The sequence below is a fragment of the Chryseobacterium culicis genome (genome assembly GCF_900108365.1).
Taxonomy (GTDB): domain Bacteria; phylum Bacteroidota; class Bacteroidia; order Flavobacteriales; family Weeksellaceae; genus Chryseobacterium; species Chryseobacterium culicis.
In genome coordinates, this window is sequence record NZ_FNWQ01000006.1 from 31,741 (window position 1) to 58,254 (window position 26,514).

Sequence of the window (26,514 nt, forward strand, 5' to 3'; positions counted from 1 at the left end):
ATTAGGAACAAGGTATGGCAGTTGTGGTACCGTCATTATTTTTAATTATCATTTTTACAGTTCCATCATTTTCTACTCTTTGCAGATTGATTTTCCCATCTAATCCCATATCTGTAAGAGCCTTGAAAAAGAATTTCTCAATTGCTTCATTGCTCATATCTCCAGAAGAAGGTTTATACATTCCATATCTAGTCTGATATCTGTCTGTATATTCATCCAATTGCTCTTGTGAATAATTTTTTATAGCATCGTCATAAATTCCATTAAACCAAATAACATAATGCATGTCATTTGGGGCAACCATTCCCACATAAGCATTATTTACATTTGCAGGATTGGAAGTAGGTTGTGCTCTTGCAAAACCTAATAATTGGTCTATATCTGGTGGAGACAACATAGGTATTCCTGTTGGGGTATGGTTGTGATAACCTCCTGCATATCCTGTTTTATCTCCGAAATTTACATTGTGATCACCACCACTTATGGTCTCAGAAGGAGTTCCATCTACTTTAAATTTAACTCCCTTTTCACCCCCTAAAGTAGACTGGTTTTTTAATTCGGTAATTTTTGCCTGTACCTCTGTCTTTGCCAATAAGTTTTTCATTTTATCACATGGTGTCGCAAGATACTCATTATAAAATTCCTGCCATGTAACAGTAGGATTTAATACCAGATACTCAAAAGCCCAGTTCAAGAAGTATTGATTATTCATTTCAGAAGCTTCAGGATTACTATTGGCTTTTACATACCATGCATTTAATCCTGTTAGACGTTCTGTGATAAAAGATTTACTTTTTATCGTAATCCCCTTTTCTTTAAAATAGAAAAAAGCATAGTAAAATAAATCTGGATTGGTTACTCTTAATTGATTTAATGTATTTCCTAATGATTGAAAATAATTGGCTATATTGGTGTAATGAACATAATTTGGGTCAAGTGGGTCTTCGGTTTCATAATACTGATAACCTAAGGAAACAAAAGGAAGTGTATTATAATATCCTCCTAAATCAATAACTCCACCTGCTCCGACTTGTCCTAATCCTCCGTCACCTGTTCCTCCACCAGTGCCACCACCACCTGTTTGTGAGCATGTTTCTTCTATGGATAGTATCATTGGAGCAGGTGCACCACCTACCGTACAGGTATTATCACTGCCCGTCTGATGTATTCCTGCTGAACACCAGCCTGTTTCCCATGTAATTTTATAACAACCTACAACATCAGTCTGAACCCTTGAGGTAGTATTGATATTCAATTTATCGATATCATAAATATTTATCTTTGACTTAATATCTGTTATTTCTCCTGAAATGAATTTCTGCTGTTGTTCTTTGGTTAAATCATACTGTATCAAAACCCCAGAAAAAGTATGGTCTGAATTTTCCTTAACAATCAAGTTTTCAGTTTTACGGCTGAGATAGGTTCTGGAAACAGGAAAAGTATAGGTTTTTACCCCGTTATTTTCTACTAATAAAGCCTGATTGGTTCCGATAATAGCTCCGTCTAAAATGTCATTTTGGGCAGATTTTCCATCAATGCCAACATTTGCTTTATATCTGAACTTAGATTTTACCTGTGAGAGTTCCTTTAATAGTGGTTTTTCCCTGTTAATCTGTTCTTTGTTGAGAACGGAAACCTTGTATTTCTGTTCTTCTGTTTTTCCATCGTTTAGAAAATCTTCACTCCGGCATGAGTGTAAAAAGAAGGTAAAGATTATCAGTAATGATAACCGCAAAATAAATTTGTTTTTCATTTATGTGTTAATTAAAAGTTTTTAGCTTTCTTGGCGATAAAGATATAAAAATCACCAAATTACTAAATACGGGAAACCATAATTTGTTTGTTAATACAAATATATATTGTCAGAGCGACAGAACTTGTTGTATAATATTAGTAATGTAATATTTTATTGTCTGATTTAAGGTATTTTCTCTCTTAAAATTTTTCCGATTGTTGTGTTTAATATGTTTTGATATTTATATCAGTAATGCGTATAGGCTGTCCTTACTATTTGTTTATCTCCTGCGGGTCTTCACTGCCCCCTTTACTTTTCTACAACTTTCCAGACGGTTATTTTTTTTGTTTTGTGTGGTCTTGTGGATATTTTTACCTGTGGCTCTTTGTGGTTTTTATTTCTACTTCTACTTATTTTGATGAAAGTTAGAGTTTTGACAGTATTAAATAATGTTTTTAGAATGCTTATTAAGAATCCGTAGCTGTTCTATTGCTTAAAGATTTTACATTGAAATTTTGAAGTTTGTGCAAGAGATATGCAAATAGGATATTACAAAATGCTAAATTTTTATGCAATTTGTACAAAAAAAGACCTACATTTCTGTAAGTCTTTTTGCTCCTCCTGCTGGGCTCGAACCAGCGACCCTCTGATTAACAGTCAGATGCTCTAACCAACTGAGCTAAGGAGGAATTTCCTTTGTTTTAAGTGGTGCAAATATAATAGGAATATTAATATCAGTCAAGTTTTTATTCTTGAATATGCAGCGAAAAAAGCTATCGGTTTATTTTTCAATAAATTAAATTTTAAATATTTTTCTATGACAGGCAGGGGATATTCATGACTTCATAAATTCAAGCCTGTAGGCTGTGGGACTTTTGCTTCGCTGCGATTTGAAAAATTTGTTAAGATGGCTTTCATCTGTGAATCCAAGCTCATCAGCAATTTCGGAGATTCTTTTATTACTATGTTTTAAGCGATGTTCTATTAATGTCGTTTTATAATTCTTCAGATAAGACTGAAGAGTTTCGCCACTGTGTTTTTTAAAATATTTTCCCAGGTAATTTTCAGAAAATCCAAATTCTTTAGATATATTCTCAGTTCTTACTTTTTCCGGTTCATAAATATTGGACTGAATATAGTTCAGAATAGTAATAATTCTGGATTCGGAGGTTTCGTCTATTTTCTGAGGAAGATACTTGGCAATATTGCGGGCAACAATAACAATAAGGGTATTAATGAGTTGTGCAGTCATATCGCTGTGGTATACATCTTTGTTTACGGCTTCTCTTATAAGAGCTTCTACGATAGGCCTTACGAGAGCCTTGTCTGTTTGATTCTTTAAAATACATCCCGGTTTATGATTGGCATTTTCCAGAATAAACTCCAGCCGTTTAATATTCTCTTTTGATATCTTATCATTTTTTAAATAAATATTGCTGAATCTAAGGAAGAAAAACCGTGTTTTGGTATCAATCCAGAATTGGCTGCAATCCTGTGGTGTCAGAAGAAACATATGATTCTCCATATATGAAAAGCTGTGCTTATTAATACAGTGCTGTCCTGTTCCGGATAAAATGAAAACCAGTTCAAAAAAATTCTTTCTGCTTTCCTTATCAGGGAATGTCTCTAGTGTTTCAAAATGAATACTGTAAGGTTCATATAATACATCTCTGTTCATTGTTATTATTGGGTATGTATGGCAAAATTATACAAAAATAAAGAAAATTTGTACCGGTAATTTGCTAATAATCAGTATAATTTTGCTCTGTTGATTATTGATTTTATCCATTGGAAAAATAGTACTCCCTACAGGATTCAATTTCGTTACTAAAAATTAAAATATAACAATTACCAAACAAATGAAAACCAATACATTATTTTTTATGTCAGCAATGGCCGCCTCGCTTTTCTTCAATTCCGTTCAGGCTCAGCAGAAAGAGGGGCAAGCCGATTTTAGCAGAAAGAGTACAAAAAATCTTGAAATTGTAGCGCAGTTTAATGACGTGCGGCCGGGAAATGTGACGGTAAGTCATAACGGCAGGGTGTTTGCCACAATGCATCCTTTGTCCGGTCCCAAACAGCAACTGGTAGAAATTATCAATGGCAAAGCAATACCTTTTCCTTCGTCTGACGTACAGAAAAGTGGTCAGCCATCCGAAAACAAATTTGATACTCCCCTCGGAATTATTACCGATAAGAAAAACCGGGTATGGATGATTGATATGGGATTGGATCTTGGAAAGACGCGGCTATGGTGTTTTGATCTGAAAAAAAATAAAATCGCAGAGAAGATAGATCTACCGGATGATATTGCCCCTAAAGGCAGTTTTATACAGGATGTTGCCATTGATGAAAAGAATGGCTGGGCGTACTTAGCAGATATAGCCAATCCCGGAATCATCGCTTTGAATCTTAAAACGAAGAAAATAAGACGTTTCAGTGGGCATCCGGCTTTACAAAGCGAAGATTTGGATATGATTATTGATGGAAAGGTCATTGATTTTGGAGGCAAGCCTGCACGGGTAGGAATAAATCCAATTACACTGTCAGATGACAGAGAGACTCTATTCTTTGGCTCCATGAATGGGACATCGTGGTACGAAGTTCCAGCCAGACTGTTCAGAGAAAATAAAGATGATGAAAGCATAGGAAATTCTATTAAGAAATTTGGAGATAAACCTGTAAGTGATGGTGCTGCTACAGACCGACATGGTAATCACTACATTACCGATCTTGGAGGTCATGGCATCAGTAAGCTGGACAAAAAAGGAAAACTCACGGAATTTATTAGAGATCCGAAACTGCAATGGGCAGATAATGTAGCAATTTCTGATGACGGTTATCTTTATATTTCAGTAAATCAGCTTCATACAACAACTGCATTTTCAGGAAAGCCAGATACCGGTAAACCTCCTTATTTTATATACAAGGTTAAATTGTAAGCTTAAATTTACTTTAAGTCAAATAGTTAACACCATGAATAAAGAGTTTAAATCAGTAGCGGTGCTGAAATCTAAACCGGAAAAAAGAGAAAAACTGAAACATGCTCTGCAACAACTTATAGATCCTACGCGTAATGAAGCCGGATGTATCTATTACATTCTTTTTGAGGATAAAAATGTCCCGGGAACATTTTATATGTGGGAAGCTTTTAAGGATGACAAAGCTTTCGAATTTCATACCCAAACCGAGCACTTTAAGAATTTCACAGATCAGATGGACGAACTGATGAGTGATCCGATACAGCTTATTGAACTGGAAAAAATTTCAGAATGATAAATGAGTATTTATAGCAAAAAAGACTTACAGCATGGTAAGTCTTTTTATTTTGGGTTCTGAAATGATATTATTTTTTCAAATCTTTAAGGATTTCCTGAACAGCTCTTTCCAGCTGAGGATCATGATCCTGAAGACGGTCGATAAAGGTGTTTTTAACATAAATATCAGGTTTTACACCTGTTTTCTCAAGGTTTTGTCCATCCAGAGTATAAGTACCCCATGAAGGCAGTCTGTAAGAAGAACCGTCTACCAGGCCTTTAGCTGAAGTGAAAATGATCCATCGGTAGGTATCCTGGCCGATGATTTTACCCAGTTTCAACGCTTTGAATCCGGCAGCTGTCATTTCAGCATCACTTAAGGAAGCTTCATTAATCAAAAGAACAATAGGTTTTCCGGAAGGAGCAAAATTAGGCTGCGTTGTTATTTTTCCTTCACGGTATTTCCATTGAAGGTAAGGTCTTTGGGAAAGGAAGTTCAGCACCTTATCATGAACATTTCCGCCTGTATTGTAGCGAAGATCCAGTATAACTGCGTCTTTTCTGTTTTCCTGTTCTACCATATCCAGTAGGAAACGGTCAAGTTCATCAGTTGACATGTTTTTCATGCAGGAGTAGGCGATACGGTTGTTGCTGAGCTTATCAACACGCTGGTGATTATTGTAGATCCAGTCATCATACAGCAGTGCTTTTAGTTCTCCGTTAGAAATAGGGTGTACTTTGGCTGTTATATTTTTACCATCACGATTGAAAGTAAGTATAAGCTCCTCCTGTTTTTTCGGGCTTGTAAAAAAGGTTTCTATATTTTCATTCGGGTCTACTTTTTTTCCGTTTACGGAAGTCAGCTGATCGCCCGGCTTAATGTCAACGCCTGAGCGGTAGGCAGGTGATTTTCTCAGAATGCTTTCTACCGTATAAGGCTGGTCTTTCTTGAAGATAATTCCTGTTTCGTTGGTAAAATAGTTCAGATACATGGTTTCTTCTTTTCCGGTAGAAGAAAATCCGGTGTGTGAAGAGTTGAGTTCACCTAAAAGATCATTCAATAAAATTCGGAGATCATTTCTGTTGTGTACATACGGTAGATATTTTGCGTACTGTTCTCTTTTGGCTTTCCAGTCGATGCCATGGAATTTCTCATCATAGAAATTTTCTTCCACACCCGTCCATGCTTCGGCATACATCTGAGTAAATTCGGACGCCAGATCTTTGTCAAAACTGTATTGAATGTTTATTTTTTCAGGTTTTAACGCTGCTATGGTTGTTTTATAAATATTACCTTCTATCAGCGCAAACAGGTTTTTCTCATTTTTGGTTAAGTAATATGCTGCTTTATCAAAAACTTTTTCAGACTTAGCGGGCTCAAAATCTGTGAAAACCTTTTTAAACAGCTGTCTTTTTCCATTGTCCTGATTAGAATTAAAAAGCAGGATTTCCTTTTTATCATCAGCGAAAACAGCCGGGTCGTCCTGATATCCGTACCGGTCGGTAACAAGCTCAATTCTGTCCAGTGTATCTTCAGGATTTACTTTCAGCTCTTTAATTACCGGTTCTTTTTCTTCCTTTTTGTCTTTTTCCTTATCGCCTTCTTTTTTGTCCTTCTTGTCCTTCTCTTTATCCTTCGTTTTATCAGAAGATTTTTCTTCCTTCTTTTCTTCCGTAAAGAGACTGTCGAATTTTTCAGATTTAAAAGGTTCATCAAACCAATCTAAGGCCATACGGTAGATATTAGACTTCTGCATCCCTAAAGGATAAGACGGATTGGTTCTGTCGCTGGCGAAATAAATATACCTGCCATCAGGGGACCACACCGGATCTTCCTCTGAAACACCCGTGTTGGTGAGATTCAGGGTTTGTGCTTTTTTAATATTATAAATGAAAATATCAAGCTCAAAGTTTCTTTTCGCGGAGAACAATACATATTCATCATTAGGAGAAAAAGAAGGTCTTGAGTTTTGAAATGCCCAGATTTCATCTTTTACAATGGTGGTAGATTTGAAATTTTTTAAATCCAATAATCTTACTTCATCTCTTCCGCTTAAGTACACTGCTTTTGTGAGGTTGCTATTCAGTGTTATATTACGGTTGTTGCGTAAATCCTCGGTGAGCTGTTTGGGCTGTCCTTTTCCGTCTGCCTGAATGGTAAACCAGTTCTGATATCCGTTATAGGTTTGGCTGTACAGTAAAGTTCGGTTGTCTTTCAGCCATTTTACTTCCATGGCGCGTTCTTTCCCGTCAGAAATCTGCTGTGCAAATTTACCTTCAATGTCAGACACGAAGATGATACCGCGGCTTATAAATGCCAATTTTTTACCATCAGGAGATACATCATAATAGGAAATGTTGTTTTCCACATTGAAATTCTGTGCTTTTTCCAGTGTCTTGTTCGTATTCAGGCTGATATTAAGAGGAGTTGTATTTTTTGAGGCCACATCATACGTGTAAAGCTGATAATCCCTTTCGAAAATAACTTTGGATCCGTCTGCTGAAACAAAAGGTTTTTTAATCGAAGTATCAAATTGGGTGAGTGCAGTCTTTTTACCATTTTCGAGCTTATAGAGATTGTATTCTCCATTGTTTTCGTCGGAGATAAAATACATAATACCATTTTTATCTACGCTCGGATTGAAGTCTTTTCCTTCGTAATTGGTATACTGCTTAAAAGAATTGTTTTTTGGATTGTATCCAAGAATATCCGGATTGTTTTCTCCTTTATAACGCTTACGCTGTACCTGGTAAGCGCTTTCCGAAGAGCTTGTGAAAAGGTATTCTCCAGCAGGTGTTTCTACCAGGCCATTGGTATTGTTAAAATAATTATTGAATAGCTTTTGAGGTGTTTTTCCTTCAATTGTCGTTTTAAAACTGCCGAAATTATTATTTCTGCTGGAAGTAAAGTAGATTGTTTTGCTGTCCCAAGCCCAGCTTTCCATTTCGTCCCTTCCGGTGTGGAAGGTAAGCTGCTTAATGGTTCCTCCTCCTGCAGGCATTATATACACATCATAATTTCCGTATTGGTTGGAGCTGAATGCAAGCCATTTTCCATCAGGTGAAAGCCGCGGATTGATTTCTTCTCCATCCAGTGCCGTAATTCTTGAAGCATTTCCGCCGTTGGAGTCTGCTTTCCAGATATCACCGTCATAAGCGAAATAGGCTGTTTTTCCATCAGGACTCAATGAGGGACTTGATAAAAAATACGACTTTTCCTGCGCCGAAATCCCTACAATAGAAAATGCTGTTAATAACGAAATAATAGTTTTCTTCATGGTACAACTGGGTATTTATACAATACTATATCTTGGTTTTATTATTCTTCGTCTTTATTCATTTACCAGAGAATTTTCTCATTTTGAATAACTCTAAAAAAGAATAGTCGAAGTATTGGCGAAATAGTTACAGATAAAAAGCGTTGAAGATTGATTATATTCAATGAAACTGATCAATATTTTATGAAAATGAAGGAAAATCGCAAATACTTGTTGGCTTATATAGTTGTAAAAACGTAAAGATTTAATTATCTTATTGTAAAAAAAGCTAAGATACCAAGAATATCCCTGATGAAGCTAATTGGTTATGCGTACGTTTCGAAAGAATCAGCTTTGCTGATTCCGGTCTTTGCTCCCTTAAAATGAACTGTCAGATGCTAAGCGTTTGCGTTAAATCTAACTTGAAGAGAAGCAGGACTTGGTGTAACTAAGAATCTGTTCAGTTTAAGACACAAAAAAAGACTCACATTGCTGTAAGTCTTTCTGCTCCTCCTGCTGGGCTCGAACCAGCGACCCTCTGATTAACAGTCAGATGCTCTAACCAACTGAGCTAAGGAGGAATGTCCTTTGTTTTAAGTGGTGCAAATATAGGACGAATATTTATACCCTACAAATATTTTTAGGAAAAAATTGTAAAAAAATTATAATTTCCCTGTAAATACCTTGAAGATATCACTTCCGAAGATCAGTAACATCAAGCCTAACAGGAAGATAACTCCAATCATCTGTGCGTTTTCCAAAACCTTTTGCGGAACCGGTTTGCCTACGATAATTTCATATAAAGTAAATAAAACGTGCCCTCCGTCAAGTCCCGGAATCGGAATAAGATTCAGGAATGCCAGCCAGATGGAGAACATTGCTGTAAAGCTCCAGAAAGCAACCCAATTGATTGTAAAGCTTCCGTCTGCATCTTTATCTACAGGCATATTCTTAACAATTGCGATAGGACCTCCTACATTCTTATAACCCTGCACTTTAGAGTTGAACATGATTTTGAACTGCTTAACCTGAGTCGTTAACGCTTCAATAGTTCTTGTAAAACCTCTTGGAATAGCCTCTCCGAACGAATATTTTTTATTCGTTACAATAGATTTTGCAATTCCTTTAGTGTCAATTGCAATCCCTAATTTACCGTTTTTATCCACAGAAACAGCGGGTAAGGTCTGTACAGTACCGTTTCTTTCAACGTCTACAGAAACTGTTTTTCCTTTGTTTTCACTTAAAAGTGTGCTTACTTCGTCAAAGAAAGCGGCTTTCTTACCATTAATTCCTACAATTTTGTCTCCTTTCGCAAGACCTGATGTCTGGGAAGAAGGAGTCGCCAGAGAATCAATCACCATAGATACCCTTGGCGTGATGTATAGTTTTGCTTCTCTCTGTTTAAGGACATCTGCTACACCGTCTGCATTGACAGGGAAAGTAACTTCCTGCCCGTTTCTTACTACTGTAACATGATCTCCCAAAAGAATATTGATAGATGTATTTTCAAGTCTTTCTGCAGGTTTTCCGTCCACACTGATGATTTTATCACCATTCCGGAATCCCATTTTCTTTCCGGCAGAAGTAGCTTCAATTCCATTTTTGAATTTCGTGATATCCGTATAGGTTTCGCCGTTGAAGAAAGAAAGACAGCTGTAGATTAGCCATGCAAGGAAAAAGTTAACAGTAACTCCTCCCATCATAATAATCAGTCTCTGCCAGGCCGGTTTTGATCTGAATTCCCATGGTTCTGCCGGTTTTTTCATTTGGGCAGTATCCATGCTTTCATCCACCATCCCTGCAATTTTTACATACCCTCCGAAAGGAAGCCATCCAATACCGTATTTGGTCTGTTCAGGATGTTTTCTCCAGTCGTTTTCCGGAAGCTTTGATATATCGATAGGCACTTCTTCCTTTTTCCCGTTCACCTCTATGACTTCAGAATCAGGCAGGTTCTTGGATAAAAACTTATACTGCCATTTTCCGTTGATTTTCTTCATGGAGAATATGGAGAAATAAGGATCAAAAAACAGGAAAAACTTCTCTGCTCTGGTCTTGAACCATATTGCCGGTAAAAAATGCCCAAGCTCATGAAGAAGCACAAGTATAGAGATGCTCAGAATGAACTGAAAAAGTTTGATTGCTATTTCCATTAATAAATTTTAGATTTTAATTTGCAAAGGTAACAATTATCAAAACTATGCCAAATAAAAAAGCTCCCCGAAACGAGAAGCTTTGTCATATTTAAAGACGATTTGATTATAAATTGAAAGAAACCCCGAGGCTGCCGTTATTACCTACTTCAGCAAACACTCCTATTTTCTCTGTAAAGAAATAGCGGGCTCCGATGTGGGCGCCTACTCCGAAGTCTTTCCCCAGCACCCCAAGGTCCACGCCGGGATAAATATCCCATTTAGCGGGTAAATTTAAAGCATCCTGTAAGTGAAAATTCAGTCTTCCGAAAACAAAAACACGGTTATCCTTATCGTTATTTTTGTAGTTATCAAAATAGCCGTTGATTCCGGCTCCTACTGAAATAAGTTGATTGAGTCCATAGTCATAAGTTCCCGTTATTCCGGTTCCATATCCCCAGGCACTCAGCCCCAGCTGTATTTTCTGATCTCCCTTTCCTGTCCAGGCCTGAGCATTAGCCATAGCACCAAAAAAGAAGACCGTCACCATAAAAAACAATTTCTTCATAAATTTCTAATTTTTAAGGATATTAATAAAAAATATCTCTATCAAAAATGAAACCGAAAGAATCTGTAGGCTGGAAAAATGTCTGACTTTAATAAATTATTAAGAAAAGCGGCTTTATTTTTACGGGCAAAACTTACTTTTAACCCTTTTAATTCTCTTTTTGTAATTATAAAAGCCGTATTTTTATACTTCATATTTGGAATAATTTTAAAAAGAATAAAGATGAAAGTGGTAGGGTTAAATTTAGATATCATCTGGAAAAATAAAACTGAGAATTTTAAACTCATAGAAAATGAGCTTCACAATGTGGAAGCTGACCTGTTTCTTCTCCCGGAAATGTTCTCAACAGGTTTCTGTATGGATGCTTCTGAAGTCTCAGACAGAAATAATGAATCACTGGAGTTTTTGAAAAAGATCTCAAAAGAAAAAAATGCAGCTTTCTGCGGAAGCGCTCCTGTGGAACACAACGGAAAGTTTTACAACAGAATGTATTTTGTAAGACCAGATGGCGAAACATCTTACTATGATAAAAGGCATTTGTTTTCCTTTTCTGGAGAAGATAAAGTGTATACACCGGGAAAAGACAGGGTAATTGTTGAATATAAAGGAATACGCTTCCTGCTTCAGGTATGCTATGATCTTCGTTTTCCTGTTTTCGCAAGAAATAATGATGACTATGATGCTGTTTTATATGTTGCCAACTGGCCTGAAAAAAGAGTAGGAGCGTGGGAGCACTTGCTGAAAGCCAGGGCGATCGAGAACTTATCTTTTGTATTTGGTCTGAACAGAATCGGGACAGATGGTAATGATCTTTTTTATCAGGAAAGTTCTCACTGCTTTTTTGCTGATGGAAAAGAAATTTCCGAGAAACAAGATAATCTCGTAACTGCAGAATTGAACAGGGAAGAACTGAAAGATTTCAGAACCCATTTCCAGTTTCTGAATGATAGAGATTCTTTTTCTCTTGAATTTTAGATTATTCCCACAGTTTTCGCAGATCTTCAAAGGTTTTTTAATTTCTTTAGAAAGAAGGTAAGCATAATCATCTGTGAAAATCTGCGCGGTCTGGGGGAATTATAAAAAAAAACTGTGAAAAAATCACAGTTTTAAGCATATTCCTGTAAAAGTTGTGTAAGGGTATTGACATCATGAACACCGCTTTCCTTCCATAGCATTTCTCCTTTTTTGAAAATCGCCAGCGTAGGTACTCCACGCACTCCATATTGAGCTGCCAGTGCGGGATATTGGTCTACATCTACCTTGATGATTCTGGCTCCTTCGCCAATGTTTTCCTTTACTGTATTTAAAACAGAAGACTGTACTTTACAGGGTTGGCACCATGTTGCGAAAAAGTCGATCAATACAGGTCTTTCCGAATTAATGATTTCCTGAAATTTTTGTGACATAGCTTAGTTTTATGAATTAAAGTGTTTTGGATTGGCATACAAAATCCGAGGTAGGAAGTTTTTCCGTTTTTTTGATTGCGTTAAAACCGCCTTCGATTTCTGTAAAGTTTCTGATCCCGTGAGAGTTAAGAATGCTTGCTGCAATCATGCTTCTGTATCCGCCTGCGCAGTGCAGGAAGAAATGTTCAGAATCATCAATAGTACGGGCCCACTCACTGATGGTGTCTAATGGCTTATTATAAGCGTTGTCAATATGTTCTGCAGAATATTCAGTCAGTTTCCTTACATCCACCACGGTAGCATCTTTTGTAAACTGCTCTGCAAATTCAGCAGGAGAGATTCTTTTGATTTCATCAGTTTCCTTGCCTGCATTTTTCCATGCTTCAAAACTTCCTTTAAGATATCCCACTACATTATCAAAGCCTACACGGCTGAGTCTTGTAATAACTTCCTCTTCGGTACCTTCATCGGTAACAAGTAATAAAGGATGTTTTACATCCACAATAAGAGTTCCTACCCATGGGGCAAAATCTCCTTTCAGTCCTATATTGATAGAGTTCGGAACAAATCCTTTATGAAAATCGGCGGCTCCTCTTGTATCTAAAATTAATGCTCCTGTTTCCTCTGCCAAAGCTTCGAAATCTTCCGGTAAAACAGGTTGCAGTCCTTTGTTCATCACCACGTCCAGACTTTCATATCCTCCTTTATTTAAAGCCACATTCATTCCGAAATATTTAGGCGGAGCCGTTAAACCATCCAGAACTTCTCTGATAAAGGATTCTTTATCTGGCTGATTAAGAGCGTAGTTTGTTCTCTTTTGGTTTCCTAAAATGTCTATCGTTTCTTTCTGCATATTTTTTCCACAGGCAGATCCGGCGCCGTGGGCAGGATAAACCGTGATGCTGTCATCCAGTGGCATGATTTTGCTCTGAAGGCTATCATACAGAATCCCCGCAAGGTCTTCCTGAGTAAGGTTAGTCGCTTTCTGAGCAAGATCCGGTCTTCCTACATCTCCTAAAAATAGGGTGTCTCCCGTAAAAATGGCAGTTTCAACACCATTTTCATCTATTAAAAGATAAGTGCTGCTTTCCATAGTATGTCCCGGAGTGTGCATTACCTTTATTTTTACTTTTCCGATCTCAAAGATCTGATTGTCTTCAGCGATGATAGCCTCAAATTCAGGAGCGGCAGTAGGTCCGTACACAATAGGAGCACCTGTCTTCTTGCTTAAATCAAGATGTCCTGATACGAAATCAGCATGGAAGTGAGTTTCAAAAATATATTTTAAAGTGACATGGTCTTTTACCAGACGATCCAGATAAGGTTTTACTTCTCTTAAAGGATCTATAATCACTGCTTCATTCTCTGATACAATATAATAGGCTCCCTGAGCCAGACAGCCCGTATATATTTGTTCAATTTTCATTGGGTCTTTTTTTAATGAGTTAAAGATACGAAGTATTAGATAAATTCTAAATGAAATGTTAAATTCCATTGATAGTTTCTTTCAATACTTTGTTAAACGAACGTTTAGTATCGTTATCCTTTTAAGCAAAAAGAATGCCTTATAGGGGGACAAAAGAGAAATGCTGTTTTATATCATGTTTATCTATAGAATAGATTGCCTGTTCAGGATTTTACGGGCATGGTGTAATACTTGCTTAGGGTGGCGGAAATTTTTATTAAAGAAGAATAGAGAGAGGTTTATCAGAAAATATTTTAAAATATTTTACAAAAAATTTTATATTTATAAGTTTAAAAAAGCAATTAAATGGCAGACATAACACAATTTGTTGAAGAACTCAACGCGAGATACACTCCTAAAGGAGAGCATATAATATTAGGAAAAGGAATGCTGGATGGTGAAGTCGTAAAAGAAGTCAATGTAACCATTCCCCTTAAAACCATTAACCGTCACGGTCTTATTGCCGGAGCTACAGGAACAGGTAAAACTAAAACATTACAGGTTTTTGCAGAGCAGCTTTCACACGCTGGAATTCCCTCTTTGGTTTTAGATATTAAAGGAGATTTCTCCGGAATTGCAGAGGCAGGCCAGATGAATCCTGTCATAGAAGAAAGATATGCTAAAACACAGCTTCCCTACAATCCGCAGGGCTTTCCGGTAGAATTAATGAGTATTTCCGGAGGAAAAGGAGTGAAATTGAGAGCTACCGTTACCGAATTCGGCCCGGTTTTACTCAGTAAAATCCTTGAGCTCAATGATACTCAGCAAAGCATCATGTCTATCGTCTTCAAATATTGTGACGATAAAGGCCTTCCATTGATTGATCTGAATGATCTGAAAAAAGTATTGCAGTATGTAACTGATAATGCACAGGGAAAAGCTGAGCTGGCAGCCAATTACGGATCTATTGCATCGGCATCTCTGGGTGCAATTTTGAGATCTATTGTAGCTTTGGAACAGCAGGGAGCAGCAGGTTTTTTTGGAGAATTAAGCTTTGATGTGCATGATTTACTGGAAACAAGAGACGGAAAAGGTGTTGTTAATATATTAAGAGTAGCAGATATTCAGAATAAGCCGCAGCTTTTCTCCACCTTCATGCTTTCGCTGTTTGCTGAAATTTATATGACTTTTCCGGAAGAGGGAGACAGCGGCAAGCCAAAGCTGGTGCTGTTCATAGATGAAGCTCACCTGATTTTTGATGAAGCATCCAAAGCGCTTCTTTCACAGATTGAAACAATGGTGAAGCTGATCCGTTCCAAAGGAGTGGGAATTTATTTTATTACCCAGATACCTGGTGACGTCCCAGAAAATGTACTGTCTCAATTAGGATTAAAAATACAGCATGCCCTAAGAGGGTTCACAGCAAAAGATAAAAAAGAAATTACCAAAGCCGTTGAAAATTATCCTACTACAGAATACTATAACGCAGCCAGTCTTATCCAGAACTTAGGAATAGGAGAGGCATTTGTCACTGCTTTGGATGAAAAGGGAATTCCTACACCGCTGGTCCATACGTACCTGATTTCTCCGGAATCAAGAATGGATGTCTTAAGTGAAGCAGAAATCTCTGATCTGACTTCCAGATCAGCAATGGCCGCAAAATATGAACAGGCTGTAGACCGGGAATCTGCTTATGAAATGCTAACAAACAGAATGGAACAGGCGGCACAGAACCCAACTCCCGCACAAAAAACAAAACCGGTGAAAGAAGAACCCGGCATGTTTGAGCAGGTATTGCAGAGCAAAGCCGGCCGTACTTTTACGTCCACACTCATGAGAGAAGGAGCAAAAGCAATCCTTGGAATGCTTGGCCTGGGAGGAAGAAGAAGATAACTTTGAAGGATAATCTGCTGTATTTTGATATATTTTTTGTTATTTTAGCAGGTTATCTTTACAAATAGTACAAACAGAACCTGATTTTATTGGGGAATAAAATTCAGGTTTTACATATAAATGACACAACAGCAGTTAACACACATTCAATGTATTCAATTATAGATATAGAAAGTAATGGTGCAGGTTATAGAAATGAATGCATTATTGATATCGCCATCTACAGATATGACGGTCAAAAAATTACGGATCAATTTATATCCCTTGTCAATCCTGAAGGTGATATCACTCCATTTGTACAAAAACTGACCAGTATTACCCCGAAAATGGTCAAAACTGCTCCAAAATTTCACGAAATAGCAAAAAGAGTAATTGAAATCACTCAAAATACAACACTGGTAGGTCATAATATAGATTTTGATTACAGAATGCTGCGTCAGTCATTCAAAAGGCTCGGTTATGACTTTAAAATCAACACTTTAGATACAATCCCGCTGGCGAAAAAACTCATTCCTGATGAGGTAAGTTATTCGCTTGGGAAATTGGTTAAATCGCTTGGAATTCCTTTGACCAACCACCACAGAGCTGAAGGTGATGCAAGAGCCACATTAGAGCTCTTCAAGCTATTGATTTCTAAAGATGTTGAAAATGAAATTATTCAGAAACAGCATGACGAATCGAATGCAAAAACCTACATCAACAAAATCAAAGAACTTACCCAGGATCTTCCTAATGATAAAGGGTTTGTCTATTTTCAGGATGAAGCAGGACGTATCATGTTCTCGGATTATGTTCAGGATATCAACAAATTTTCCAAAAAAGTTTTCAATTCCAAGTCAAAAAAATGGGAGCAGATTCAGAAAGATGTTGAACAGATTAATTTTGAGCTTACCGGTACAGATATTATTGCCAAGCTGATCCTCAATTCCAAGAATATCAAAAAGAAAGAAGTTTTACCGTTCGGGCTGTATTTCAGGAATAATAAATATGTAGTAGAGAAAAATACACTCAATAAGACCGAAAAACCCGCTTTAAAATTCAGATCATTTACCCAGGGAACAAAAGCTGTTCAGTTTATCGGAACGCAGGAACAGTTTAAAGACTTTTCTGTACTGAAACAGAAAATTGAATTCAGAAAAAGGAATGAATTATGGCTGGGGCAGGGAAGGAAACTGGGCGAGAAATTATTTTTAATCATAGAAAACGGTAAAGTGGTTTCATTTGGTTTTTATGAATTGTTTACACAAATTCAGACTTTAAGCAAGCTGGCTAAATTGAAAATTGACCTTCCCTTATCTTCCACAGATCTGAATAATGAACTGCAATTGGCACTCCTTCGCGGTGATTTTGAAACACTGCCTCTGCCGAAATGATATAGGAATTAGCACTTTACAGTTTGATCTGAAAGAAGGGGCTTTTCAAATCAATTCCCGGAAAATAAAAAATAAATAGTATTTTTGCAAAAAATAAGTAGAAGCAATGCAAAATTTTAAACAAATTAAAACTGGAAAAAAGGGAGCTGTAAGGTTCTCTAAGGTTTGGAATATTTAAAAGAGTTGTCTTGCATAAAAAATAATCAATGCGGCAGGCTCTTTTCATAAGAATCTGCCTTTTTTTATGTTAAAATGAAATTATGAATTCAAAAGAATTATTAAAGATCGCCAATGAGTTTGGCACCCCGGTGTACGTTTATGATGCAGAATCCATCAAAGTTCAATACGAAAAACTTACATCTTCTTTTTTAAAACATACAAAGTTCTTCTATGCAGCGAAGGCGTTGACCAACATCAATATCCTTAAGTATGTCAAGAATCTGGGCGCTTCTTTGGATTGTGTATCCATTAATGAAGTAAAGCTGGGACTCAAGGCGGGATTTCCAAAAGAAAAGATTTTGTTTACTCCCAACTGTGTTGATCTTGCTGAAATAGAGGAAGCAATGACTTTTGGAGTTCATATAAACATTGATAATATTTCTATCCTTGAGCAGTTCGGGAATAAATACGGAAATACCTATCCTATTTTAGTAAGAATCAATCCCCATATTTTTGCGGGAGGTAACTATAAAATTTCAACAGGACATATCGACAGCAAGTTCGGTATTTCCATTCACCAGGTGCGTCACATCGAAAGAGTAATGAAAAGTACAAACCTGAATGTGGAAGGATTGCATATGCACACAGGAAGCGAGATCAAAGATCCGGATGTTTTTCTTCAGGCTTTAGATATCATGCTGGAACTTTCTGAGCATTTTCCCAACCTGAAATACCTGGATATGGGAAGCGGTTTCAAAATTCCTTATCAGGACAGCGAAGAAGAGACTGATGTGAGAACATTAGGAAAAAAGGTAGAAAAAGTCATTTCCGAGTTTTCAAAATCTACAGGAAAAAAATTCGAATTATGGTTTGAACCCGGAAAATTTCTGGTGGGAAAAAGCGGATATTTATTGGTGAAAGCTAATGTGATCAAGCAGACAACCGCTACAGTTTTTGTTGGTGTGAATTCAGGATTCAACCATTTGATCCGTCCCATGTTCTACGATTCCTACCATATGATTGAGAACTTATCCAATCCAAAAGGAGCAGAAAGAATTTATACTGTGGTAGGAAACATCTGCGAAACAGACACCTTCGCCTGGGACAGAAAACTGAATGAAGTAAGAGAAGGAGATATCCTCGCTTTCCATAATGCGGGGGCCTATGGTTTTGAAATGAGTTCCAACTTCAATTCGAGATTAAAGCCTGCAGAAGTATTATTTTTAGATGGAAAAGCACATTTGATCCGTAAAAGAGACGAGTTTGAAGATTTGCTGAGAAATCAGATTGAAATAGTCATGTAAAATCTTGAAGATATTTTAGTAGCAGCCACCTTTCGGGTGGCTGTTTTATTTGGAGTTAATTGGTTCAGTATTTATGGAGGTCTTAAACGTCAAAGGTTTTCTTTAAAAAGGAAAAGAACCTGGGATAAATTACCAATTTTTAACATTGAATCCGGATGGATGTTCCAATTTTATTAGCTAAATTTGATAGGAATAGGAAAATTATTATCCTTTTTAAATCCTATTTTCACCTAAAATCAACCAAAACAGAGTAATTATGGCCAGAAACATAGCAGAGCAGATTGTTGAAGTGCTCGAAAATGCCAATGTGAAAAGAATTTATGCAGTAACCGGCGACAGTCTCAATCATCTGAATATTGCAGTTAAAAAAAGCAGTATCCAGTGGATTCATGTAAGGCATGAAGAAGTAGGGGCTTATGCCGCAGCCGCGGAGGCTGAACTTGATGGTTTGGCAGTATGTGCCGGAAGTTGTGGCCCAGGTCACGTTCATCTTATTAATGGGGTTTATGAAGCTCACCGTTCCCACGTCCCAATGCTGGTAATTGCATCCACAATTCCCAGTGATGAAATGGGAATGGATTACTTTCAGGAAACCAATACCATAAAGCTCTTTGATGACTGCAGCTATTACAATCAGATGATTACAAGGCCGGAGCAGGTGCAGAGAACGGTTCAGACGGCTATACAGCATGCCATTTCCAAAAAAGGAGTTGCTGTGATAGGGCTTCCCGGAGATGTTTCTGAGCTTGATGCCGAAGAAGGAGCAACTTCTGCCCAGATATTTAAAACAAATCCTGTAATCAGGCCGTCCGATGATGAGCTGAAAAATTTATCCGAATTAATTAATACAAGTAAAAAGGTAACTTTATATTGTGGAATAGGTGCGGCGGAAGCCCGTGATGAAGTCATAACCTTATCCAATCTGCTAAAAGCTCCTGTAGGGTATTCATTCCGTGGGAAAATGGCCATCCAGCCAAACAATCCTAATGAAGTAGGGCTTACAGGGTTACTAGGATTTCCTTCAGCTTACCACGCCATGCATGAAGCAGATCTGGTGATTCTTCTGGGAACGGATTTCCCGTATCAGAAATTCATGCCTGTAAAAAATAAAATAGTACAGATTGATGAGAGCCCCGAAAGATTAGGAAGAAGGGCAAAGCTTGAGATGGGTCTTGCAGGGGATGTTAAAGAAACCATTAAAGCATTGCTTCCCTTGCTGGAAGAAAAAACTGATGTTCATTTTCTGAACGAACAGCTTGAATTTTATGATAAAGTAAAAGAAGGCCAGCTGGAGTATGTAAAGGATTTTGGAAAAGAAAATGCCATTCAGCCGGAATATGTTGCACATACTTTAGACAAGCTTGCCAAGCACGATGCTATTTTTACGGTAGATACCGGAATGTGCTGCGTGTGGGGTGCCCGTTTTATTACGGGAACCGGAGAAAGAAAAATGCTGGGATCATTTAACCACGGATCCATGGCGAATGCAATGCCAATGGCCATTGGGGCAGCCTTGGCCCATCCCGAAAAACAGGTGATTGCTCTGTGTGGAGACGGAGGATTATCCATGTTATTGGGAGATATGGCTACCATTTTTCAGTATAAATTACCCGTAAAACTGATTGTGTTTAACAACAGAGCATTGGGAATGGTGAAACTGGAAATGGAAGTTGGCGGAATGCCCGATAACGAAACCGATATGATTAATCCGGATTTTGCAATGGTTGCCCACGCCATGGGGTATCCCGGTAAAAATGTACATCTTCCGGAAGATGTGGAAGGCGCCATCAAAGAATGCTTAGCTTACAATGGTCCTTATCTTCTGAATATTTTTACCAATCCCAATGCGCTGGCTCTTCCGCCAAAAATTGAATTTGACCAGATTATGGGAATGACCAAGTCTATGGCCCAATTAATGCTCGGCGGTAAAATGGATGAAGTTTTTGAAACGGTAAAGACAAACTATAAGCATATTAAAGGTCTTCTGTAAAACAAGAGATAATTGATTTTCGGCGTATGTCCAAAGCGCTGAATCAGTCTGTAAAAACTTCATACTTTGTGTGAAGTTTTTCTTTTTTATAACTCACCTAATTAGTTACCTTTGCTGATTATTAGGAAACAAAACTATGAGAACGATATTTCTATTTTTAGCCTTATTCGTGATGAATTTTTCATTCGCACAGGATCAGGAAGACCGTGATGATTCTTTTATCAGAGAAAGTAATAAAAATGTTCTTAAGATAGACATTAAAGAACCTTTTATGCAGGTTGCCGTAAAGTGTAATGATTTCAAACCCGCGTCTTATGAAGGCGGTGTTGCCGCCTATAAAGAAATTCTGAATAAATATATGTATGCCTATCTGAATTCCGATTTCTATGCCCTTACAGGTGATTTTACATTTACACTGGTGCTTGACGCTAAAGGAAAGGTAGTGGATGTGAAAGGAATGCCTAAGGTAGAAAACAGTGAAGTCTTTTTTGATGATATGCAATATGTAGTAAGAAGAATAAAGAAAAACTGGACGCCGGCTTCCTGTAACGGGCAGCCTGTAGCTTCACAGATTAAAGTTAAAATGAATTTCTCCTCCATTTCAGCAGATATAGACTAATTCCCAATACATGAAAAAATACCTCATTATTTTACCTTTATTGCTTGTGTGTTTTAAAGGTTTTTCACAGGAAACAAAAGCTCAGATTCAGGTACAGTCCGGAGAAGATTTCAGAAAAGCAGAATTCCCGGGAGGAGATGATGCCTTCAGAAAAGAATTTCTGAATATGGTGCATGCCTATATTGATGTGGCTCTATATGCAATCAAAGGCGAAGTAACTTTTGTTTTTAATATTGATCCAAAAGGTAAAATTGATAAAGTAGATATACTTCCCAGGTTCAAAAATGATGAAACATTTATTGACGATATGAAATTTGCGGCTAAGAAGGTAAAAGGAAAATGGAAACCTGCCACTAAAAATGGCGTACCTGTAGATTCTAAAACCATAATGAAGATCAGGTTTGATAATCATACGTATGATCATGATTAAAAAAGAATTCCAATACTTTTTTTAATTTATGATTTTGTTAAAATTTTAGCGCTGACATTCTGTCACAATATTTTGTATCTTTGCAGACTTACTTATTCGTAATTTAAAATTACGGACCTTAAATTGATTATTGTGCAGGAAAAATATATAGACGAAACAAAACAGGGCGAAGCTTTTGCTATTGCAGAAAGACCGGAAAACTCTAAAAAATTATTTTTAGAAAGCTACGGTTGTCAGATGAATTTCTCTGACTCTGAGATTGTTGCCTCTATCCTTAATGAACAGGGATATAATACAACCATGAAGGTGGAGGAAGCAGACCTTATCCTTTTAAATACATGCTCTATCCGTGAAAAAGCAGAGCAGACCGTAAGAATGCGTCTTTCTCAGTTCAAAAATCTCAAAAAAGAAAAACCGAATATGACGGTTGGAGTGCTGGGCTGCATGGCGGAAAGACTGAAAACTAAATTCTTAGAAGAAGAACAGTTGGTAGACCTTGTTGTAGGTCCCGATGCTTACAGAGACCTGCCTAACCTTTTAAAAGAAACGGATGACGGAAGAGATGCCATCAACGTAATCCTCTCCAAAGAAGAAACCTATGCAGATATTAACCCGGTTCGTTTAGGCGGAAATGGAGTTACAGCTTTTGTTACCATTACCAGAGGTTGTGATAATATGTGTACATTCTGTGTGGTTCCTTTTACCAGAGGAAGAGAAAGAAGCCGTGATCCGCACTCTATCATAGAAGAATGTAAAGACCTTGCCAATAGCGGGTATAAAGAAATTACCCTTCTGGGACAAAACGTAGATTCTTATCTGTGGTATGGAGGAGGTCCTAAAAAAGATTTTGCCAAAGCCTCTGAAATGCAGAAGGCCACGGCCGTGAACTTTGCCCAGCTCCTTGATTTGGTGGCTAAAGCGGTTCCTGAAATGAGAATCAGATTTTCCACGTCAAATCCGCAGGATATGAGCCTGGATGTATTCAGAATGATGGCAAAGCACGACAATATCTGCAAATATGTACACCTTCCTGTACAAAGCGGAAGCAATAATATGCTTGAAGCAATGAACAGACAACATACAAGAGAAGAATATCTGGATCTGATTAAAAAAGCCAAGGAAATTGTTCCGGAAGTAGCTTTTTCTCAGGATATGATTGTCGGATTCTGTAATGAATCAGAAGAAGATCACCAGGATACCTTAAGTCTGATGAAAGAAGTGGAATATGACTACGGTTATATGTTCGCCTACTCAGAAAGGCCGGGAACTCCCGCTCACAAAAAAATGGAAGACAATATCCCTGCTGATGTAAAACAAAGACGTCTGGCTGAGGTTATTGCCCTGCAGGGCGAACTTTCTAAACAAAGAATGAGATCTTATGTAGGCAGAAATCATCAGATTCTGATTGAAGGAATTTCCAAAAAGAACAAAAACCAATGGAAAGGAAGAAATTCTCAGAATGCCGTATGTGTCTTTGATAAGCTTGAAGGTCAGAAAATAGGTGACATTGTGAACGTTTTTGTGTATGACAATACACAGGGCACGCTTTTAGGAAGAACAGCAGAATAAAAGTAGAGTACTATCAGTATTTAACCTATAAAATTGAAAATGGAAAAGTTTCAGAGGTATTACCTTAGCTTTTTGTTACTTATCGTTTACACCAATACTATTGCACAGGTCAACTGTAATGCAGTAGAGGGTGAGAACTGTACAAAAGCGTGTGAGTTATACAACTGGGCTTCAGATTTGCAAGGCTATGCAGAATCTCAGGAAAGCTTTGATAAAGCTACAGAATTATGTCCTGATTTGTCCCTTTCGTATAGGGAAAATGCAGTTCCGTATCTTAAAAACGAAGATTTCGCTGCCTGGAAAATTTTAATTGATAAAGCGGTTGCTTTAAATCCCCAATTGCATCCTGGCTTTAAAGGCTGGATGAAGTTTCAGTTTTTAACAGATGACAGAGGGAACATTCAGAATGCAGAAGCGTTAAAAAGATATTATTCCGGAGACTCAACCAGTTCTCAAAACGGAGAATATAATCTGGATATAGTGAGATCTATGTCCTACAGTGTGGCAGGGCAGAAAGAAAAAGCAGCCGGAATTATAGAAAGACTTCTGACTGCCAGAAGTTACATGAAAGGAATGTTTGATCATTACCAGACCGGTGTCAGCTATTTTGAGCTGGGAAGGTATGACAAAGCGCTGGAAAATTTTGAAAAACAAAGCAAAGAGTACGGCTTTGCCGAGAATACATACTTTAAAAGTAAAGTTTCTAAGATCAGAAACAAAGATTATTTAGATTTAAAAATGTTAGCCCTGCAAACGTATGGGTGAGACAATGAAGATGTCTACACTCATCATTTCAACACAGTCTACAGAAAAGAGATTGAAATACTGTAGAAGATTAACATTCAATCAATAATCAAAAATTTACTTATGAGCAACGAGTTACAAAACATAAAAAACCGTTTCGGAATTATCGGGAACTTTCCGGCACTCAACCGGGCACTGGAAAAATCTATTCAGGTAGCACCTACAGACATTTCTGTGCTGGTAATAGGAGAAAGTGGGGTAGGAAAAGAATTTATTCCGAAAATTATCCATTCAGAATCCAAAAGAAAGCATCAGCCCTACATTGTGGTCAACTGCGGAGCCATTCCGGAGGGAACCATAGATTCTGAGCTCTTCGGACACGAAAAAGGAGCCTTTACAGGTGCTACGGCTACAAGGAAAGGGTATTTTGAAGTAGCCGATGGCGGAACCATCTTTTTGGATGAGGTAGGAGAGCTTCCTTTGCAGACTCAGGTACGTCTTTTAAGAGTGCTGGAAAGCGGTGAATTTATGAAAGTAGGATCTTCACAGGTGCAGAAAACCAATGTGAGAATTGTAGCCGCTACCAACGTCAATATGATGAAGGCCATCCACGATGGAAGATTCCGTGAAGATTTATATTACCGTTTGAATACCGTTCAGATAGATATGCCGCCTTTAAGAGAAAGAAAAGGAGATATTCATCTGTTATTCAGGAAGTTTGCAATAGATTTTGCAGAAAAATACAGAATGCCGGAGCTTGAGCTTGAGCAGAGTGCAGTCCACTATATAGAAAGTTATTCCTTCCCGGGAAACGTCCGCCAATTAAGAAACTTAGTAGAGCAGATGACTGTGGTGGAAAGAAACAGAAATATCACTGCAGAGAAACTTGCCGAGTATATTCCTATGGAAACACACCTTCCTATGGTGGTGAATACCCAGAGTACTCCCAAGCAAAACGATTTCGGAAGCGAAAGAGAAATCATGTATAAAATTCTATTCGACATGAGGAATGATATTAATGATTTAAAATCCTTAACTTCGGAATTGATTAAGAACAGAGGAACGGCAGATCTCAGCAGCCATGAGAAAAACCTGATCAACAGAATTTATACCCCTGAAAATCAGCAGCAGGTAAATTCCGGATCTTTAGTATATTTTGAAAATAATAATGATGCGCCGGTAGTTCAGAATCCTACCATTATTTCTACTCCGGATGACAGCTATGAAGATATTGAAGATATCGAAGTGGAAGAAAACAGACCGGAGTCACTTTCTCTTCAGAATAATGAAAAAGATTTGATTATCAAAGCATTGGAGAAACATAAAGGCCGCAGAAACAGAGCGGCAGATGAGCTGGGCATTTCACAGAGAACTTTATACAGAAAAATAAAACAATATAACCTGGAAGATTAGCACAACATAAAGAATGAAAGTAAATTTAAAACCTAAACCGGTCAATTTTAAACTCGGAGAATATATTAATAAAGGGTTCGAACTTTTAAAGAAAGATTTCGGGAATATATTTATAGCATGTTTAGTATGCCTTATCATGTCTGTTATTCCATTTTGCGGGCTGCTTGCAATGGGTAATCTGTTCAAATATCTTCAGAGACTGAACAGAAATCAGCCGGCAAGCCCCGGAGATATCTTTGATTTTAAAGACTTCATGCCTTACTTTATACTGCAGTTAATTGTTTTTGGAGGGGTTATATTACTGTATATTCCTATGATTATTATTATGACCGTATCGGGTGCCATGTCTGAAGGTAATCAGCCTAACCCGATGATTATGTTTTTGATATTTCCTTACATTTTTCTGATGTTCGCTGCGATATATTATTTTGTATTGAAGGGGTTTTATATCATTCCGTTAATCAGCCTTAAAGGAATCACAGAAATAAAAGAAGCCTGGAATATTTCAAAAATAATGAGCAAAGGAAATCTATTGTCAATCTTTCTTTTCTCTTTAGTAGTGAGTATCTTGGCTCAGATCGGTATTTTGGCCTGCGGTATAGGGCTTTTCCTTACCATCCCATTTTTATATACAGCAAAATATTTTGCTTATGAAGATGCCATGCAGCAAATTGAGTACGATGAAATTACTGAAATTGGAATTAAAAATGAATTTTAAAATTAAAAATATCAGTCTGAAGCAGTCATTACTAACAGTGATGCTTGTTGCGCTGCTGGGCGTATTAAAATCATGTTACAGCTTTACGGGATCATCTCTTACGGATGAAAAGACAGTTCAGATCAATGAATTTCCGAATAATGCCCCTCTTGTAAACCCTGCATTATCACAGCAGTTTTCTACAGCAATACAAAACAGATTCCTTCAGAGAACTACCTTAAAGGGAACCAAAGAGAACCCTGATATCCTGATAGAAGGAGAAATTACGGACTATTCCATTACTCCTACCACCATCAGTTCCAACACACAGTCTACACCTTCTGGAGGTGTGATTCAGCAGGGACAGAATAAACTTACGATTACAGTGAAGGTACATTATGAAAATAAAATTCATCCGGATGCAAGTTTCGACAGAACATACACTGATGAAGCAGCTTTCAACAGTGATGTATCTCTAAGCCAGATCGAAGACCAGCAGGTAAAGCTGGTGACAGACAGAATTATTAACAAGATATTTAACGATATTGTAGCGAATTGGTAAG

General features: G+C 37.5%; 21 protein-coding genes and 2 tRNA genes. 14 read left to right on the plus strand and 9 right to left on the minus strand.

Annotated features, from left to right (window positions below):
* Position 1: 1 nt before the first annotated feature.
* From BLW74_RS18350 to BLW74_RS18360, 3 genes are all read right to left on the minus strand, one after another.
* Entirely contained in the window at positions 2–1,753 is a 1,752-nt protein-coding gene (locus BLW74_RS18350) for a hypothetical protein (protein WP_089694803.1), read from the minus strand.
* Positions 1,754–2,350: 597 nt separating this feature from the next.
* Positions 2,351–2,424 (minus strand) — tRNA-Asn (locus tag BLW74_RS18355).
* Positions 2,425–2,570: 146 nt separating this feature from the next.
* The gene (locus BLW74_RS18360) at positions 2,571–3,413 is read right to left on the minus strand and encodes an AraC family transcriptional regulator (protein ID WP_089694805.1); all 843 of its coding nucleotides are present in this window, start codon (positions 3,411–3,413) and stop codon (positions 2,571–2,573) included.
* A gap of 181 nt (positions 3,414–3,594) precedes the next feature.
* On the opposite strand from BLW74_RS18360, the gene BLW74_RS18365 reads away from it, so the two are divergent.
* Together BLW74_RS18365 and BLW74_RS18370 are read left to right on the plus strand one after the other, a co-directional pair.
* On the plus strand, positions 3,595–4,677 hold the full coding sequence (locus BLW74_RS18365) for an L-dopachrome tautomerase-related protein (protein WP_089694807.1): 1,083 nt from the start codon (positions 3,595–3,597) through the stop codon (positions 4,675–4,677).
* Positions 4,678–4,711: 34 nt separating this feature from the next.
* Positions 4,712–5,011, plus strand: a complete 300-nt coding sequence (locus BLW74_RS18370; RefSeq protein WP_089694809.1) for a putative quinol monooxygenase — start codon at positions 4,712–4,714, stop codon at positions 5,009–5,011.
* Between the two features lie 70 nt (positions 5,012–5,081).
* Here BLW74_RS18370 and BLW74_RS18375 read toward each other — a convergent pair whose 3' ends face one another.
* The 4 genes from BLW74_RS18375 to BLW74_RS18390 form a co-directional block, all read right to left on the minus strand.
* Entirely contained in the window at positions 5,082–8,270 is a 3,189-nt protein-coding gene (locus BLW74_RS18375) for a S41 family peptidase (RefSeq protein ID WP_089694811.1), read from the minus strand.
* Positions 8,271–8,756: 486 nt separating this feature from the next.
* A tRNA-Asn gene (locus BLW74_RS18380) sits at positions 8,757–8,830 on the minus strand.
* A gap of 81 nt (positions 8,831–8,911) precedes the next feature.
* On the minus strand, positions 8,912–10,402 hold the full coding sequence (gene rseP / locus BLW74_RS18385; RefSeq protein WP_089694813.1) for an RIP metalloprotease RseP: 1,491 nt from the start codon (positions 10,400–10,402) through the stop codon (positions 8,912–8,914).
* A 106-nt stretch (positions 10,403–10,508) separates the two neighbouring features.
* Positions 10,509–10,949 carry a DUF6646 family protein gene (locus BLW74_RS18390; protein WP_089694815.1) on the minus strand — a complete coding sequence of 147 codons (441 nt, stop codon included), beginning with the start codon at positions 10,947–10,949 and terminating at the stop codon, positions 10,509–10,511.
* Between the two features lie 222 nt (positions 10,950–11,171).
* Here BLW74_RS18390 and BLW74_RS18400 point away from each other — a divergent pair, with 222 nt between their 5' ends.
* Entirely contained in the window at positions 11,172–11,924 is a 753-nt protein-coding gene (locus BLW74_RS18400) for a nitrilase family protein (RefSeq protein ID WP_089694818.1), read from the plus strand.
* Between the two features lie 131 nt (positions 11,925–12,055).
* Here the strand turns inward: BLW74_RS18400 and BLW74_RS18405 are convergent, their stop codons facing one another.
* Together BLW74_RS18405 and BLW74_RS18410 are read right to left on the minus strand one after the other, a co-directional pair.
* A complete protein-coding gene (locus BLW74_RS18405; RefSeq protein ID WP_089694820.1) occupies positions 12,056–12,355 on the minus strand; it encodes a thioredoxin family protein in 300 nt (99 codons plus the stop codon).
* Between the two features lie 16 nt (positions 12,356–12,371).
* The gene (locus BLW74_RS18410; protein WP_089694822.1) at positions 12,372–13,781 is read right to left on the minus strand and encodes an MBL fold metallo-hydrolase; all 1,410 of its coding nucleotides are present in this window, start codon (positions 13,779–13,781) and stop codon (positions 12,372–12,374) included.
* 345 nt (positions 13,782–14,126) lie between these two features.
* Between BLW74_RS18410 and BLW74_RS18415 the strand changes: the two genes are divergently transcribed.
* From BLW74_RS18415 to BLW74_RS18470, 11 genes are all read left to right on the plus strand, one after another.
* Complete coding sequence (locus BLW74_RS18415; RefSeq protein ID WP_089694824.1) at positions 14,127–15,653, plus strand: helicase HerA-like domain-containing protein; 1,527 nt, start codon at positions 14,127–14,129, stop codon at positions 15,651–15,653.
* A 149-nt stretch (positions 15,654–15,802) separates the two neighbouring features.
* On the plus strand, positions 15,803–17,026 hold the full coding sequence (locus BLW74_RS18420; RefSeq protein ID WP_089694826.1) for a 3'-5' exonuclease: 1,224 nt from the start codon (positions 15,803–15,805) through the stop codon (positions 17,024–17,026).
* Between the two features lie 260 nt (positions 17,027–17,286).
* Positions 17,287–18,489 carry a diaminopimelate decarboxylase gene (lysA, locus tag BLW74_RS18430; RefSeq protein ID WP_175579921.1) on the plus strand — a complete coding sequence of 401 codons (1,203 nt, stop codon included), beginning with the start codon at positions 17,287–17,289 and terminating at the stop codon, positions 18,487–18,489.
* Positions 18,490–18,745: 256 nt separating this feature from the next.
* Entirely contained in the window at positions 18,746–20,479 is a 1,734-nt protein-coding gene (locus BLW74_RS18435) for a thiamine pyrophosphate-dependent enzyme (RefSeq protein ID WP_089694832.1), read from the plus strand.
* A 136-nt stretch (positions 20,480–20,615) separates the two neighbouring features.
* A complete protein-coding gene (locus BLW74_RS18440) occupies positions 20,616–21,098 on the plus strand; it encodes a hypothetical protein (protein ID WP_227413332.1) in 483 nt (160 codons plus the stop codon).
* A 10-nt stretch (positions 21,099–21,108) separates the two neighbouring features.
* Positions 21,109–21,528 (plus strand): energy transducer TonB, encoded by a 420-nt coding sequence (locus BLW74_RS18445; protein WP_089694836.1) that lies wholly within the window; start codon positions 21,109–21,111, stop codon positions 21,526–21,528.
* Positions 21,529–21,660: 132 nt separating this feature from the next.
* The gene (gene miaB / locus BLW74_RS18450) at positions 21,661–23,097 is read left to right on the plus strand and encodes a tRNA (N6-isopentenyl adenosine(37)-C2)-methylthiotransferase MiaB (protein WP_089695245.1); all 1,437 of its coding nucleotides are present in this window, start codon (positions 21,661–21,663) and stop codon (positions 23,095–23,097) included.
* Between the two features lie 39 nt (positions 23,098–23,136).
* Positions 23,137–23,862: a tetratricopeptide repeat protein gene (locus tag BLW74_RS18455; RefSeq protein WP_089694838.1), complete on the plus strand. Its 726-nt coding sequence runs from the start codon at positions 23,137–23,139 to the stop codon at positions 23,860–23,862.
* A 102-nt stretch (positions 23,863–23,964) separates the two neighbouring features.
* Positions 23,965–25,254, plus strand: a complete 1,290-nt coding sequence (locus BLW74_RS18460) for a sigma-54 interaction domain-containing protein (RefSeq protein ID WP_089694840.1) — start codon at positions 23,965–23,967, stop codon at positions 25,252–25,254.
* A 13-nt stretch (positions 25,255–25,267) separates the two neighbouring features.
* Positions 25,268–25,972, plus strand: a complete 705-nt coding sequence (locus tag BLW74_RS18465) for a hypothetical protein (protein WP_089694842.1) — start codon at positions 25,268–25,270, stop codon at positions 25,970–25,972.
* Complete coding sequence (locus BLW74_RS18470) at positions 25,962–26,513, plus strand: LptE family protein (RefSeq protein ID WP_089695250.1); 552 nt, start codon at positions 25,962–25,964, stop codon at positions 26,511–26,513. Before BLW74_RS18465 ends, BLW74_RS18470 begins: the two co-directional genes overlap by 11 nt.
* Position 26,514: the final 1 nt, after the last annotated feature.

Excerpts from the sequence above, each read along its gene's own strand:
- BLW74_RS18440 (WP_227413332.1), top strand. The coding sequence starts at position 20,616 with ATGAGAACGATATTTCTATTTTTAGCCTTATTCGTGATGAATTTTTCA.
- BLW74_RS18405 (WP_089694820.1), bottom strand. The coding sequence starts at position 12,355 with ATGTCACAAAAATTTCAGGAAATCATTAATTCGGAAAGACCTGTATTG.
- BLW74_RS18400 (WP_089694818.1), top strand. The coding sequence starts at position 11,172 with ATGAAAGTGGTAGGGTTAAATTTAGATATCATCTGGAAAAATAAAACT.
- BLW74_RS18375 (WP_089694811.1), bottom strand. The coding sequence starts at position 8,270 with ATGAAGAAAACTATTATTTCGTTATTAACAGCATTTTCTATTGTAGGG.
- BLW74_RS18465 (WP_089694842.1), top strand. The coding sequence starts at position 25,268 with ATGAAAGTAAATTTAAAACCTAAACCGGTCAATTTTAAACTCGGAGAA.
- BLW74_RS18360 (WP_089694805.1), bottom strand. The coding sequence starts at position 3,413 with ATGAACAGAGATGTATTATATGAACCTTACAGTATTCATTTTGAAACA.
- BLW74_RS18415 (WP_089694824.1), top strand. The coding sequence starts at position 14,127 with ATGGCAGACATAACACAATTTGTTGAAGAACTCAACGCGAGATACACT.
- BLW74_RS18390 (WP_089694815.1), bottom strand. The coding sequence starts at position 10,949 with ATGAAGAAATTGTTTTTTATGGTGACGGTCTTCTTTTTTGGTGCTATG.
- BLW74_RS18445 (WP_089694836.1), top strand. The coding sequence starts at position 21,109 with ATGAAAAAATACCTCATTATTTTACCTTTATTGCTTGTGTGTTTTAAA.
- BLW74_RS18470 (WP_089695250.1), top strand. The coding sequence starts at position 25,962 with ATGAATTTTAAAATTAAAAATATCAGTCTGAAGCAGTCATTACTAACA.
- lysA (WP_175579921.1), top strand. The coding sequence starts at position 17,287 with ATGAATTCAAAAGAATTATTAAAGATCGCCAATGAGTTTGGCACCCCG.
- BLW74_RS18455 (WP_089694838.1), top strand. The coding sequence starts at position 23,137 with ATGGAAAAGTTTCAGAGGTATTACCTTAGCTTTTTGTTACTTATCGTT.
- BLW74_RS18460 (WP_089694840.1), top strand. The coding sequence starts at position 23,965 with ATGAGCAACGAGTTACAAAACATAAAAAACCGTTTCGGAATTATCGGG.
- BLW74_RS18420 (WP_089694826.1), top strand. The coding sequence starts at position 15,803 with ATGTATTCAATTATAGATATAGAAAGTAATGGTGCAGGTTATAGAAAT.
- BLW74_RS18365 (WP_089694807.1), top strand. The coding sequence starts at position 3,595 with ATGAAAACCAATACATTATTTTTTATGTCAGCAATGGCCGCCTCGCTT.
- rseP (WP_089694813.1), bottom strand. The coding sequence starts at position 10,402 with ATGGAAATAGCAATCAAACTTTTTCAGTTCATTCTGAGCATCTCTATA.
- BLW74_RS18410 (WP_089694822.1), bottom strand. The coding sequence starts at position 13,781 with ATGAAAATTGAACAAATATATACGGGCTGTCTGGCTCAGGGAGCCTAT.
- BLW74_RS18370 (WP_089694809.1), top strand. The coding sequence starts at position 4,712 with ATGAATAAAGAGTTTAAATCAGTAGCGGTGCTGAAATCTAAACCGGAA.
- BLW74_RS18435 (WP_089694832.1), top strand. The coding sequence starts at position 18,746 with ATGGCCAGAAACATAGCAGAGCAGATTGTTGAAGTGCTCGAAAATGCC.
- BLW74_RS18350 (WP_089694803.1), bottom strand. The coding sequence starts at position 1,753 with ATGAAAAACAAATTTATTTTGCGGTTATCATTACTGATAATCTTTACC.